The 13,313-nt window shown below is 42.3% G+C and carries 15 protein-coding genes; 7 read left to right on the top strand and 8 right to left on the bottom strand.

Translation table 11 applies throughout. The features are described from left to right. Positions 1-92: 92 nt before the first annotated feature. Positions 93-545 carry a staygreen family protein gene (locus IEW76_RS16810; protein WP_188655592.1) on the top strand — a complete coding sequence of 151 codons (453 nt, stop codon included), beginning with the start codon at positions 93-95 and terminating at the stop codon, positions 543-545. Positions 546-583: 38 nt separating this feature from the next. Here the strand turns inward: IEW76_RS16810 and wrbA are convergent, their stop codons facing one another. Then, positions 584-1,183, bottom strand: a complete 600-nt coding sequence (wrbA, locus tag IEW76_RS16805; RefSeq protein WP_373286014.1) for an NAD(P)H:quinone oxidoreductase — start codon at positions 1,181-1,183, stop codon at positions 584-586. Positions 1,184-1,864: 681 nt separating this feature from the next. Further along, positions 1,865-2,080, bottom strand: a complete 216-nt coding sequence (locus IEW76_RS16800; RefSeq protein ID WP_188655591.1) for a hypothetical protein — start codon at positions 2,078-2,080, stop codon at positions 1,865-1,867. Positions 2,081-2,412: 332 nt separating this feature from the next. Here IEW76_RS16800 and IEW76_RS16795 point away from each other — a divergent pair, with 332 nt between their 5' ends. Beyond that, the gene (locus tag IEW76_RS16795) at positions 2,413-3,291 is read left to right on the top strand and encodes a cation diffusion facilitator family transporter (protein WP_188655590.1); all 879 of its coding nucleotides are present in this window, start codon (positions 2,413-2,415) and stop codon (positions 3,289-3,291) included. Between the two features lie 154 nt (positions 3,292-3,445). Here the strand turns inward: IEW76_RS16795 and IEW76_RS16790 are convergent, their stop codons facing one another. The 4 genes from IEW76_RS16790 to IEW76_RS16775 form a co-directional block, all read right to left on the bottom strand. Next, positions 3,446-3,988: a GNAT family N-acetyltransferase gene (locus IEW76_RS16790; protein ID WP_188655589.1), complete on the bottom strand. Its 543-nt coding sequence runs from the start codon at positions 3,986-3,988 to the stop codon at positions 3,446-3,448. Positions 3,989-4,094: 106 nt separating this feature from the next. Further along, positions 4,095-4,547, bottom strand: a complete 453-nt coding sequence (locus IEW76_RS16785) for a hypothetical protein (RefSeq protein WP_188655588.1) — start codon at positions 4,545-4,547, stop codon at positions 4,095-4,097. A gap of 72 nt (positions 4,548-4,619) precedes the next feature. Continuing rightward, the gene (locus IEW76_RS16780) at positions 4,620-4,913 is read right to left on the bottom strand and encodes an AzlD domain-containing protein (RefSeq protein WP_188655587.1); all 294 of its coding nucleotides are present in this window, start codon (positions 4,911-4,913) and stop codon (positions 4,620-4,622) included. Beyond that, positions 4,910-5,650 (bottom strand): AzlC family ABC transporter permease, encoded by a 741-nt coding sequence (locus tag IEW76_RS16775; RefSeq protein WP_188655586.1) that lies wholly within the window; start codon positions 5,648-5,650, stop codon positions 4,910-4,912. The genes IEW76_RS16780 and IEW76_RS16775 overlap by 4 nt, the downstream gene beginning before the upstream one ends. 131 nt (positions 5,651-5,781) lie before the next feature. Here IEW76_RS16775 and IEW76_RS16770 point away from each other — a divergent pair, with 131 nt between their 5' ends. Further along, positions 5,782-6,237, top strand: a complete 456-nt coding sequence (locus tag IEW76_RS16770; RefSeq protein ID WP_188655585.1) for a hypothetical protein — start codon at positions 5,782-5,784, stop codon at positions 6,235-6,237. Between the two features lie 64 nt (positions 6,238-6,301). Here IEW76_RS16770 and IEW76_RS16765 read toward each other — a convergent pair whose 3' ends face one another. Both IEW76_RS16765 and IEW76_RS16760 read right to left on the bottom strand, forming a co-directional pair. Continuing rightward, positions 6,302-7,453, bottom strand: coding sequence for a thiolase family protein (locus IEW76_RS16765; RefSeq protein WP_188655584.1), 1,152 nt, complete (start codon positions 7,451-7,453; stop codon positions 6,302-6,304). A gap of 41 nt (positions 7,454-7,494) precedes the next feature. Then, positions 7,495-8,319, bottom strand: coding sequence for a cobalamin-binding protein (locus IEW76_RS16760; protein WP_188655583.1), 825 nt, complete (start codon positions 8,317-8,319; stop codon positions 7,495-7,497). Between the two features lie 281 nt (positions 8,320-8,600). Between IEW76_RS16760 and IEW76_RS16755 the strand changes: the two genes are divergently transcribed. From IEW76_RS16755 to IEW76_RS16740, 4 genes are all read left to right on the top strand, one after another. Further along, positions 8,601-9,302, top strand: a complete 702-nt coding sequence (locus tag IEW76_RS16755; protein WP_188655582.1) for a Type 1 glutamine amidotransferase-like domain-containing protein — start codon at positions 8,601-8,603, stop codon at positions 9,300-9,302. A 106-nt stretch (positions 9,303-9,408) separates the two neighbouring features. After that, positions 9,409-10,134 carry an ABC transporter ATP-binding protein gene (locus IEW76_RS16750; RefSeq protein ID WP_188655581.1) on the top strand — a complete coding sequence of 242 codons (726 nt, stop codon included), beginning with the start codon at positions 9,409-9,411 and terminating at the stop codon, positions 10,132-10,134. Further along, on the top strand, positions 10,127-11,767 hold the full coding sequence (locus tag IEW76_RS16745) for a putative ABC transporter permease subunit (protein ID WP_188655580.1): 1,641 nt from the start codon (positions 10,127-10,129) through the stop codon (positions 11,765-11,767). Before IEW76_RS16750 ends, IEW76_RS16745 begins: the two co-directional genes overlap by 8 nt. Before the next feature lie 671 nt (positions 11,768-12,438). Beyond that, positions 12,439-12,948 carry a GNAT family N-acetyltransferase gene (locus IEW76_RS16740; RefSeq protein ID WP_188655579.1) on the top strand — a complete coding sequence of 170 codons (510 nt, stop codon included), beginning with the start codon at positions 12,439-12,441 and terminating at the stop codon, positions 12,946-12,948. Positions 12,949-13,313 lie beyond the last annotated feature (365 nt).

Here is a 13,313-nt window from a genome sequence, read left to right as displayed (position 1 = left end):
ACTCTAAATTGTTCCCTATTACAGTAACGTGAATAAGATAATGTACATCAATCTTTCAAGTCATTCCAATTTAAAGAATAGGGGGACAATAGATGAGTTTCTCTCCTTACAAAGTTTACACTCAATACCGCCCTGATATTGCCCACTTCACACCTTTTTCTGAACGTATCTATACACTCACTCACTCGGATCAAACAGGTGACTTATTTCTAACGGTTTCAAAGGAGCTTGCATTCGACCAGACGAACGAGATGCGTGACGAGGTGTTTGGCTGGTGGTCATTACAACAGCCAAACACCTCTGTAGTATTTCAAGGAAGCGTATTAGTGGGGACAAATGCCTTTCCTGAAACTCAACAAGATATTCGCTATCAAATTTTTATGCGCGAGATGGGGACGGCTCTAAAAGGGATCTTTTACGGAGAACGGTGGTTAGTAGAGATGAATCCATTCCTCTCTGAAGCTCCTGTATGGATCCAATTTAATAGTAATCTGGCCAAATACAGAGGAAATGTTTATTTTGGAAAAGTAAAAGATTATATGTAAAAAGGCCATCCTCAGGGGGATGGCCTACCATGTTTTATTTATTTACCATGAATACGGCTTGCAATATCAACCGTACGTTTCGCTTGGTGTTTTACAGCCGATTCTACATCTTCTTGCATATTTCCATCCCCATCAACTGTCACGGAAGTCCCATAAGGATTTCCGCCACTAGCAAAGACAGACTGATCTGAGTAACCTGGTGCAGCTACAATTGCTCCCCAGTGAAACATCGTGGTGTAAAGGTTTGTGATTGTTTGCTCTTGACCGCCATGAGGGTTTTGAGCGGAAGACATTGCACTTACTACTTTGTTGACAAGTTTCCCGTTAAACCATAGACCACCCGTTGCATCTAAAAATGATTTCACTTGAGCTGGAACGTTACCAAAGCGGGTTGGTACACTAAAAATAAAACCATCAGCCCATTCAAGATCATCATTTGAAGCGACAGGTACATCTTTCGTTTCTTCTATATGCTGCTTCCAGGCTGGATTTTGAGCAATCGCTTCTTCAGGTGCCGTTTCTGCAACACGAACAAGCTTCACCTCAGCACCAGCTTCCTTAGCTGCCTCTTCTGCCCACTTAGCTAATTTGTAATTCGTACCGGTCGAACTGTAGTAAATCACTGCAATGTTTGTCAAACTTATCTCTCCTTTTATCCAATCAGTATAGTCCACCCATCATTTCCACATCATGAAATAAATGGGATACCTATAGTATATACCCACCACACACTTACTTCAAAACAAAGAGTTTCAATATCGAGATATTTTTTGGTAATCTGAGTATTGACCGGGCCTCTACGATTATTGAGTGGTAGGGGTGTCTGGGGAACGACTCGCTTTCCACGGGCGAGCTGTCGAGCCTCCTCGGGAAAACCATCCTGCGGGGTCTCGTCGACCTCTTTCTCCCGTAGGAGTCTCCCCGTTCCCCAGACACCCCTGGCAGAAGTTTTACGAACGGCCCCAAACCTGATATATTGCGAGGGGTCTTTGGCAATGCTACTTCTTTATCCGGCATGTTTCCGTCAGTTATACATATGGTAAAGGTGGTGTGGGAAATCGCGAGACTCCTGCGGCAGAAGGAGCCTAGGGGAGACCCCGCAAAGCGCGGAGCGATTGAGGAGGCTCCCCAGCTCGCCGCGGAAAGCGAGTGATTTCCCGCACCACCTTACGCTCAATTAAAGTTAAGGAAACATTCTCTTAGCTTCAATTCTTCCTAACAAGCAAATTTGGAATACTTGTCCTGCCACATCGATCGTGAAGAAAATCGAGCATAAGTAAAGGCAACCCTGATAGGGTTGCCCTTTACTTAATAATGTATTAAATGACGAGTTCGTAATATTGCGGGAACGTCCAGTATGAATCTCTCCAACCGCGTTGCACGGCTAGTTCTTCAAATGATTGGGCACGACTGTTAAAGAATTTAATAATAGCCTCTTCTATGTTCTCCTCAGAAGGATTGTACTGCAATAACACAGGCTTTGAGAACTTCATACCACGTACAGAGCCTTCAATGATTACCGTTTCCTTAACCAATAGCCTCACTCCTTTGTCATTGAAATTTCCAAAAGCCGAATCTGCCGTTTACCGATCTTGTTTCTGTTACCTAAAACATATAAATAATATCTTAATAAGCAGGTACCCTTTTGAGAGTAGATTAATCCCCTATTCGACATTTTGATTACAAATATGACAAAAATCAGGTCTTTTTACCTATTGTTTGCTTCAGGATATAAAATTGGGTTAAGGAAACATTATTTTATGGTGACAATAGAAGTGAAGATAGCAACGTTTTTTTCTCTAGACTCATATGAACCCCTTTTGGTAAGCTATATAAGGTTTATTGAAAGGGAACGGAGGATCAATTTATGAATGAATATGAGAACCTAAAAAAAGGTGAGCAGGGTGCATGGATTAGCATATGTGCTTATCTCATATTGTCTGCTACAAAGTTAATTATTGCTTCAGTCGGTCAATCTGAAGCGTTACGCGCAGATGGTTTGAACAACGTAACAGATGTCATCGCATCTTTAGCCGTCTTAATCGGGTTACGGATCTCCAGAAAGCCACCTGACAAAGACCACCACTATGGACATTTCCGCGCCGAAACGATCGGCTCACTCATTGCCGCTTTCATTATGATGACAGTCGGCCTACAAGTTATATACGAAACCATTCAACAAATATTTGCCGGTCACGACGAACAACCTAGTTTACTTACCGCTTGGACTGCAGCTGGTGCAGCTGTAGTGATGTACGGTGTCTATCGCTATAATTTACGCTTATCTAAACGGATTAATAGTCATTCACTCTACGCAGCAGCTCAAGACAATCGATCCGACGCCCTTGTTAGTATAGGTGCTTTTATCGGAATTATAGGTGCACAATTTGGGGCCTATTGGCTGGATCCAGTAGCTGGTTTCATCGTAGGACTCATTATTTGTAAAACCGCTTATGAAATATTCCGTGACGCTTCCCATACGTTAACAGACGGTGTTGATGAGGAACTTCTTGATCAAGTAAAAGATACACTCAAGCAAGATACCGATGTGAAAGTGGTAGAAGATGTGAAAGCACGCTTACACGGAAATCAAGTGCTTGTTGATGCGACGATTTTAGTCGATCCACAGCTAAGTGTTCAGGAAGGTCATGATATAACAGATCGCCTTGAAAACTCATTAGCTGATGAACATGGTATTCATTATGCACACATTCACATTGAGCCGTATCACGAAGAAGAAAAGTAGATATCTTAATTTAGAGAACCTTACATCCATTCAATCTCAAATTCCCTTTGGACGTTTTCATCATTTTTTTATAAGTATACAAAAGAGCTTGGGATATCCCAAGCTCTTTTAACGTGTGCATGAACAAACTCGTTCGCCATGCGCATTGGTCCTATTATGATGAAGCAGGTAACGTCTCAAGCAAGTGATCGAGGTGTTTCCATCCGTAAGCTGTTTCTTCGTAAGTACCTTTCCCAATCGTTATATTTTCTGCTTCTACCGCAATAGCCCCGTATCGTTCATAAAATCTCTTATTCGGATTACGCGTTAGTACCCAAACTAATATCGAACCATACCCTTTTTGAGCCATATCATTCGTGAACGCTTTTAATAATTCTGTACCAAGGCCTTTCATTCTTACTTCATCTAGTAAATATATTGCATAGATCTCTCCGTCATATCCGTAAACCTTCGTACGTTCTTTTCCACCAGATATAAATCCTACCACCCGATCCGTTTCATCAGTGGCCACAAAAATGGTTTGATTGTTAATAGGAGTTTTTAAGATTGTTTCCCATAACGTTATGCGGTTCTCAAGTGTTAAACTCTGAATGTCCTCTTCCTCGAGAAGCGGTTTATAGGTCGTTCTCCAACTTTCCACATGAACATAAGCTATTGCTCTAGCGTCTTCCTGGGTCGCTCTTCGAATTGTATACAACTGCTTCCCCTCCCCTGATCAAGCATTTGCAAACGCTTACTTTCATTGTATTCGGTATTTGCTATTATGTATAGAAAAACGCCACCTTTCGATGACGTTTTTTATTTTATGAGCAAGAAAACGAGGCAATGCGGTCCGTATCAATAACAAAATATACCCAGCGATTTTGGCTTGATCGCCAGCGATATCCTCCAACAGAGGTTCTTCCAATGAACGTTGGGTAGTACCAGAATCTTCTCCCATTATTTAAACGAACACGTGTGTAACGGTACAAACACCCATAAAACGAGCCTGGGTCTACTGCGAAAACACTCGGCTGGCCGCCGTAACCATTAAATTGTCCCTGACCTGGTGGTGGGCCGAATGGCGGTTGACCGCCCCCGCCTTGCCCAGGTGGTGGGCCGAACGGCGGCTGACCTCCCCCGCCTTGCCCAGGTGGTGGACCAAATGGTGGCTGTTGTTGAGGATATCCCCCTCCAAAACCGCCTCCGAATCCGCCTTGACCTGGAAGTAATTGACCAACAAGCCAATTTAACCCGTCATTCTGTCTATAATCCATGCTGTCTGGCTCCTTCCGTAATAAGCTCACTATACTATATGCTCATAGCCCTACAGCGTGACAGAAGCCTTTTTATAGAATGGTAAGGATATATACCGTTCCAATCGCGGCCAACACGGTTACAATGGTGTGCGCACGAAAGAACGCAAGCGCTATGGCTACCCCGCCTGCTAGGAGGCCAATATGAGGCTTCCCCTCAATGACAGTAGTAATACCAGGGAAAATAAGAGCTCCAAGGGCAGCGTATGGGATCGCATTAAGCCAACGGGAAACCCAGTCAGGGAACGTCCATCGATCTACGACAAACGCAGGCAATACACGAGGGACCATGGTTACAATCGCCATACCAATGATAACCAACATCATGCTTCTTCCTCCTTTAACAGTCCAATACCACTCGCTCCACCGACAAGAGTCGCTACAACTATGGCCCATCCATTACTAACCCCTAAAGCTGATAATATATAATTAACACCCATACTAATGATAGCAATAATCCCAATTTTCCATTCCCTTCTGATAGATGGTACTAAAAGAGCGATAAACATCGCATACAAAGCCACTACCATACTTTGACTTAGGGCAGTTGGAATCACTTCTCCAAGCACCCCTCCTAAAAATGAACCTCCAACCCATGAAGAATAAGATACTAGAATCATAGCCGCATAAAACCAACCTCCATAGGGATCCTTAGATTCTTTTTTATGCAGTGAACCAACAGCAAAAGTTTCATCTGTTAACCCCAATGAGAGCGGTATTTTCCATTTAAGTGAAAACGAGCGAATTTGATTCATAAATGAAAAGCTCATTACAAAATGACGGAAGTTAAGAACAAAGGTGGCTAGTATAATCTCAATTGCACTTACACTAGTTAAAATCATATTGGTTGCTACAAACTGGCTTGCCCCAGCAAAAACCATCACACTCATCATAGTGATCTCAAAAAGATTTAAACCTGCTTCACTTGCTAATACACCATATGTAATCGCAATCGGAAGATACCCAAACATAATCGGAAGCCCAGCCATTGCCCCTCTTTTTAAAGAATGGCTAATCCCCGCATTAGACCTTTCTACAACCTCTGAATTTGCCTGCACTTTCATCCCTCTTCATCATTCAAATTTAAACCATTATAATCCAGATCAATGGATATGAGAAGAGACATAAAAAAGTTACGTTTCTTTCTCAGTCCTTCCGGGTAATTTCTCTCCATCAGAAAAAAGGAGGGTTATACATGGAACACCGCATTTCCCATGACAATATGGATGATATATTAAAACAGCTAGAAGACGACTATATTCATGCGTTAAATAATAACCAATGCGAAAACGTGGAAGATTTTATTGAGCAATTCTTATACGATTCTTGGGACTATAATGATCGAAACATTGATATGATAAAATCCGTAATGAGCCGTTACACCCAAGGTAAGGTTTACCAAACTACTTTTGCAGGCGCTTTTAACGAAATGGTCGATCACCTTCAGTCTATGTTGTCTAAGCTCGACAAAGACAATAAGTATCCTATGATCCATCATAATCTCGGTGCTTCTATTCTAGTAGCCTTTGTAGACGGATTAATCGTTCAATACTACACAGGAATTTATAGCGTTAAAGATCTGCGAGAGAACACTCCTCAGTTCAAAAAAACGATACTATCAGCTCTATGTACAGATTCCTTAGACGAATAAATGTAAAAGAACCTGCCTAATTGGCAGGTTCTTCATGCATACGTGCCCCCGTTTATAGCAATCTTTATAATCGTTCAATAATAGCAGCAGTCGCCATGCCATGACCAATACAAATCGTTAAGAGTCCGAAACGTCCATTACTACGTTCTAACTCATGAAGAAGAGTGGTCATAAGCTTCGCACCAGTGGCACCAAGAGGATGCCCTAGAGCAATCGCTCCTCCGTTTACATTAACCTTTTTCAAATCTGCTTGTAACTCTTTTTGCCATGCAAGGACAACAGGTGCGAACGCCTCGTTAATTTCCACTAAATCAATATCGTCAATTGTCAAACCAGCTTGAAGGAGAACTTTCTTGGTAGCAGGAATAACCCCATCTAACATCATCGTCGGATCAGACCCTACTACAACTCGCTTAACAATCCGAGCTCTTGCTTTTAATCCTAGCTCATTGGCCTTGTCTTTATTCATCAATAGTACAGCTGCTGCTCCGTCACTCATCTGGCTCGCATTTCCTGCTGTAATCAATCCATCATCCTTAAAAACTGGCTGAAGCTTCTGAAGCTTTGAGATTGATGTACCTCTACGGGGGCCCTCATCCTGCTGGACTAGTATCGAGTCCCCTTCTTTGGATAACCCCTTTAAAGGCATAATCTCCCTGTCAAATGTGCCAGAATCGATCGCATGAACCGCACGCCGATGGCTTTCATAAGCGTATTCATCTAGCTGCTCTCTTGTGAAACCATATTTCAGAGCGATTCGCTCCGCTGAAAGACCTTGATGAATAAATTCATATTTATCATGTAGAGAGTCAGGAATCGTTCGTTCATCCCCATCACTTAAGATAGGAACCTTCGACATATTTTCAACGCCTGCTCCAATCGCGACATCCATATCTCCAGCCAAGATTTCTTGAGCTGCAAAATGAATTGCTTGCTGACCCGAGCCGCACATTCGGTTTAATTGCACCGCCGGAACTTCTACAGGAAAACCTGCTTCTAGTCCCGCGAGACGACCGATGTTATATCCCTGCTCCCCAATTGGTGATACACACCCCATCACAATATCCTCAATATGCGCTTTACTTACGCCCGCTCGTTGAACAAGTTCATGTAAGACGGTACTTGCCATATGAACAGGGTGTACGTCTCGAAAAACACCTTTCCTTTTTCCTACTGCTGTTCTGACGGCTTCAACAATGACAACTTCTCGCCCCATTCTCCCACTCCTCTCCCATGCTCTATTACAAAAACTATCCTCTAACGATTCACCAAAATCTTCAACAACGGATCTTTATCATCAGGCACTGGATACACTTCTGGATGAAGGAGATACGCTAATTTCTGCAACCCCCATAGCAAACGGGGGGATGGACGACAGTATAATGCTTCTTGCAGTATAAAAATCCGATTCGTTTTTACAGCTTGCACCTCTTCCCATCCTGGGCGTTTACGAATAGCCTCTGGCTTCATTTTATCCTCTTTCACTCCAACCCAGGCCATACAGACAACCTCCGGATCAATCATTCGCACATCTTCCCACGATCGCTTCACGCTTGCTTCCTTTTCATTTGAAAACACATTTAGACCACCGGCTAATTCACTGATCTTTGTTAACCAATTAGGGCCACCCGGTGAGAAAATGGGCTTTGGCCACCACTCCCAATAGAGTGTCGGCTTATCCTTAATCGTATCTGTTAACTGTTGGTATTGTGCAATGATTGAACGGTAGGCATGAACCACCTCTTTAGCCCTTTGTTCCGTTTGCGTATGAGCCCCAATCTTCATTAAATCCTCTGCTATTTCTTCAAGAGAATTTGGATTAAGAATGATATAAGGTACGTTCCGTCTTTCTAACTCTTCAATATTCCGCTCCATCCCCGGCACACTTAAAGAAGCAAGAACCAAATCAGGCTGTAGGCTTTCAACATGATCCATATCAATCGATAAATCAGGACCAAGTTGTGGCAACTCCTTTACCTCCTCAGGCCAATCAGAATATTGATCCACACCGACCAACTGATCGATCAATCCGAGGTAAGCAAGAAGTTCCGTATTACTCGGGCAGATTGACACTAATCTCATACTCGTTCTCCTTTCTATAAGAATTAGAATCTGTTCATGTTGATTCTTCCATATAAGCACCCTTATGAGGCAGACTCTAAGTTGAGAGACTTTTGTGTATATAGGTCCGTTACGTTTGATGAGAACTTGAGGCGTTTAAATAAATAACAACATTACAGGTTAGCAGATTGAAAGAATTAAATAATATAGCTTGCACTAGATAGGGAATTTCATATATCATTTTTCTTAATATTATAACATTTAAGGTAGCAAACACGAACATCGAAGAGGAGGAAAGTAACATGAATATAATTGCTATGGGCGGTGGGGGATTTTCTGCAGAGGACAATAACCCTTTACTCGACCGATATATTTTAAATCAATCTGAACAACTTCGTCCGAAAATCTGCTTTTTAGCAACGGCTAGTGGAGATGACGAAGCTTATATCCAAAAGTTTTATGATTTCTTTAACCAAGAAGATTGCGAACCGGCTCATTTATCATTACTAAAACCAGAAGTAACGGACTATGAGGCATTTCTTCTATCACAAGATATCATTTATGTAGGTGGCGGAAACACGCGCAACATGCTAGCCCTTTGGAAGGAATGGGGACTGGATAAAATTTTGGAGAAAGCTTGGAATGAGGACATCATTCTAGCTGGTCTAAGCGCAGGAGCCATGTGTTGGTTTAATGAAGGACTTTCAGACTCCACCCCAGGAGGAATGAGCACAGTTAAAGGACTCGATTTCTTACCCGGAAGTCTGTGCCCTCATTATAACGGAGAACCAAAATGGAAAGAAAACTATCTAGATTTCATTCAAGAAAAGCAAATTCTAACGGGATTTGCTCTAGATGATGGAGCAGCCATTCATTTTGTAGGAAGGGATATTCATGTTGCCATTACATCACGACCAGAATCAGCTGCTTACCGGATTACCCCTGGAGACCAAGAAGCAACAGTAGACACACTAGAAATGACGGAGCTTTCACTTAACCAATAATCTAACCTTTAATAGTAGCCCTCCTCTTTATCTGCTATGATAAATTACGAAACATTTTCTTCACTCATTCGTATGAACGAGTAATAGTTTATAAAGGTGGGCCTATATGATTGAGATCAATCATGTTACTAAAAAGTACAATCAAAATAAAACCGCTGTTAGTCAACTTGATCTTTCCATCCCAGACGGAAAGATTATTGGTTTTCTAGGGCCTAACGGGGCGGGGAAATCAACAACAATCAAGATGATTACAGGCATCCTTCCAATTGATGAAGGATCCATTACAATCAATGGACATAATATTTCAGAAAATCCAATTGAAGCTAAGCGCTCCTTCGGCTACGTGCCGGACCACCCTGATCAATTCTTGCGCTTAAAGGGAATAGAGTATCTCCAATTCATAGGAGACATGTATGACGTTCCAAAAGATATACGCCAAGAGACAATTGAGCGTATTACGAAAACCTTCGGGATCTACGACGTCTTAAATGACACCATCCAAACCTATTCACATGGCATGCGCCAAAAGATCGTCATTACAGGCGTTCTTCTTCATGATCCTGATGTATGGATACTAGATGAACCTCTTACAGGACTCGATCCTAAATCATCTTATGCTGTAAAGGAAATGATGCGCGAGCATGCAGCAAAAGGCAAAACGGTGTTTTTCTCTACTCATGTACTCGAAGTTGTGGAACAGCTGTGTGATGAAGTTGCGATTATACAAGATGGTACACTTCAATTTTACGGAACGATGAATGCTATGCGGGAGAAATACCAGTCAGACGAAACGCTTGAGCATATTTTCCTGGAGCTGACAGAGCATGAATAAAACAATCCAACTTAGTAAAATCATGATGAAGATGCATTTCTCTTGGTCGAGTAAAAGTACCGGGCAGAAGATGAACACAGCCATTATAGGAGTCCTTACGTTATTGATGTTGGTGATTTGGTTTTGGTTTTTAGATAGTATCATTGCTGGTCTTTATACTATTTTATCTCCAGCTGGGTTATCCAATATGATCTTAGGTTTAGCATTGTTACTCGTCAGCATTTTACTGCTGTTTACCAGTCTTCCTTCGATTCTGACATCCTTTTATTTCTCTGATGATATCGAAACTTATATTCCACTCCCTTTGCATCCTTATCAAATCATATTAGGAAAATCAATTGGGCCTCTTGTATCGGTATATGGTTTTACACTATTTGGCCTTGGACCTGTATTTTTGCTATATGGCATGTATTCAGGTGCTTCAATCGGTTATTACTTAATAGCCCTAATTACGTTGCTTTTATTCCCGATTGTTCCTTTTATCCTTGCTAGCATACTCATGATGATTGTTATGCGTTATGCCAACATTTCAAAGAATAAGGATCGTACTAAAGTATTTGCTGGTGTTTTCTCGCTAGTGTTCATTATCGGGATTAATGTGGTCATTCGACTTAACCAAGATGCAGGGAATGTTTCTCAAGATGTCGGCAAGTGGCTAGCAGAGCAAGAGCATGTATTATGGAATACGACAAAATTTCTGCCAAACGTCTTCTTAGCTACAGAATCACTAAATGGACAACTTCCTTTGTGGCAATCTCTACTCGCTTTCATCGCATTTATTCTAATTACCTTGATGAGTGCGACCATTTTCTTACTAGCTGGACAGAAGCTATACTACCATGGAGTTAGAGGAGTATCAGGAGGAGGTAAGAGCAGAAAATCCGTCGATATTCATTCAAGCAATAAGAACCTCACACCATTTTGGAGCTACACAAGGAAAGAGGTTAAACTTGTTTTTCGTACCCCTTCTTTCTTTATCAATTGCGTTGTTCAAAATCTGTTTGCGCCGATTTTTTTGGCCATCATGCTTTTTCTCGACAACGGAATTGGAGAACTCACTGATCAAATCGGGACCGTTGATGGAAAATATTTATTAATCGGTATGATTGGATTCACTTTATTTGTGCTTGGAACCAATCCAACCGCTACAACCGCCATCTCACGCGAAGGCCGAAGTTGGTTTACGAACTTATACATGCCAGTTCATCCGAAAACCATTCTTTTCAGTAAGGCATTTTCCGCTTTCCTAATTCAAGGGATCTCACTCGTTATCCTTTTTGCCGTATTCGCCTTTGTCATTAACATTCCTTTGATTTATATAATCCTATGGTTATGTTTAGCCTTAGGAACGAGTTGGTTCTCTAACCTGTTCGGTGTATATCTAGACGCTAAACAGCCTAAGCTCAATTGGAGCGATGAACAACAAGTATTCAAAGCAAGATTTGTACCGCTACAAAGTATGCTGATACAAGCATGCGGTTTTGGAATATTTTTGGTGATCGTATGGAAACTCCCTTTTACAAGCGTAGCACTCACAATGGGATTGCTTCTATTAGGCATATGTGCCGCGATTTACCTAACCCAACGCTTGTTACACTCTATCGCTAAAAATGAATTTCACCGTATACAATAAGCACCTGGCATTGGCCAGGTGCTATTTTCTTTTTAAGTTCCCTCACCCCAAAAAAAGCAATTCCATCTAACAAAGTGTTCAAGAATAGGGCAGAATTGTTGAAGACTCGAAACTGAGACACTTTATGGTGTATGGGGCCGTTATGTTTATAAGTGCTAGGCAGGCTTGGGGACAACTCGCTTTCCTGCGGGGAGCTAGGAAGCCTCCTCAATCGCTACGCGCTTTCCGGGGTCTCCCCTAAGCTCCTTACCCCGCGGGAGTCTCGCAGTCCCCAAGCCTGCCCTAACGTTTATTGGATGAACGGCCCCTCAAATGGTTGTATTATAGCACCGCATACCATATATGGCTCGCTCCCGTCTCTCCCTGTTACGCAAAGGTGGTCCTGGAAATTGCGAGACTCCTGCGGGAGAAAGAGCTAGACGAGATCCCGCAGAGAGCGAAGCGAACGAGGAAGCTCGACAGCTCGCCCGCGGAAAGCGAGTGATTTCCAGGACCACCTTAAGTTCCATAAAAGTTGACGGGAGCGTTTTTCTATTCATCGTAAGAAGGAATCTTCTTGAATTCAAGTGTTCCATATAAGGGGGCTTATAAGGAATAAATTATATTGGTATTTCGCCACTCGAATAAAAACAGTATAATAAGATCAACTGCTATTCATGAGGAGGTATGGTATGGACATTAAACGATTAGGCTCCATTGACGCAGAAAATTATTGGAACCTACGCCTTGAATCTCTACTCACTAACCCAGAAGCCTTTATTACCACTTACGATGAAGCGAAACAAAGGGCAAATCCTGTAGAACGCACTGCTGATCAATTAAGCAACCAAAGTACACACACGTACGGAGCTTTTATAGATGGCCATCTTCGTGGAGTGGTTACCCTTCACCCAGAAACCCACACAAAATTCAAACATAAAGGACACATTCTGGCCATGTATGTATCCCCGCAAACAAGAGGTCTAGGTGTCGGTACTGCCTTATTGGATGCCTGCACAGAAAAAGCCCGATCTCTACATATTGAACAACTCCATCTAAGCGTTGTCGCTACGAACCAACCAGCGATCGACCTTTATCGAAAATATGGTTTCACTAAATACGGACACGAACCACGCGCCATAAAGCTTAAAGAATGTCACTATTTAGATGAAGAATTGATGTATAAAGAGATAACGGAGTAGCACGCAGTTTAGAACTGCGTGCTTTTTTACGTCATTCCTATAGCCGTTTCGTCACTTCAGCCTAAGCTTTCGTCATTCAGCGCATGACTTTGGTCACTGCTCTCCACTCTTACGACATTCCGTTGACCGTTTCGTCACTCCAGCCTAAGCTTTCGTCATTCAGCGCATGACTTTGGTCACTGCTCCCCACTCTTACGACATTCCGTTGACCGTTACGTCATTCCAAGTAATCTATACCTAATCGAGTAGGAGGAGGTGACTAACCTCCGTCCTCTCACACCACCGAGCGTACGGGTCCGTACTCGGCGGTTTCCTTAAGTTTGACGTAAAAGTTTATATCGATGAGATAAACTACGAAGCCCTAG

This window comes from Pontibacillus salipaludis (assembly GCF_014642405.1).
Taxonomy (GTDB): domain Bacteria; phylum Bacillota; class Bacilli; order Bacillales; family BH030062; genus Pontibacillus; species Pontibacillus salipaludis.
The sequence above is the reverse complement of the archived record's forward strand: the minus strand, read 5'-3'. Positions and strand labels throughout refer to the sequence as shown.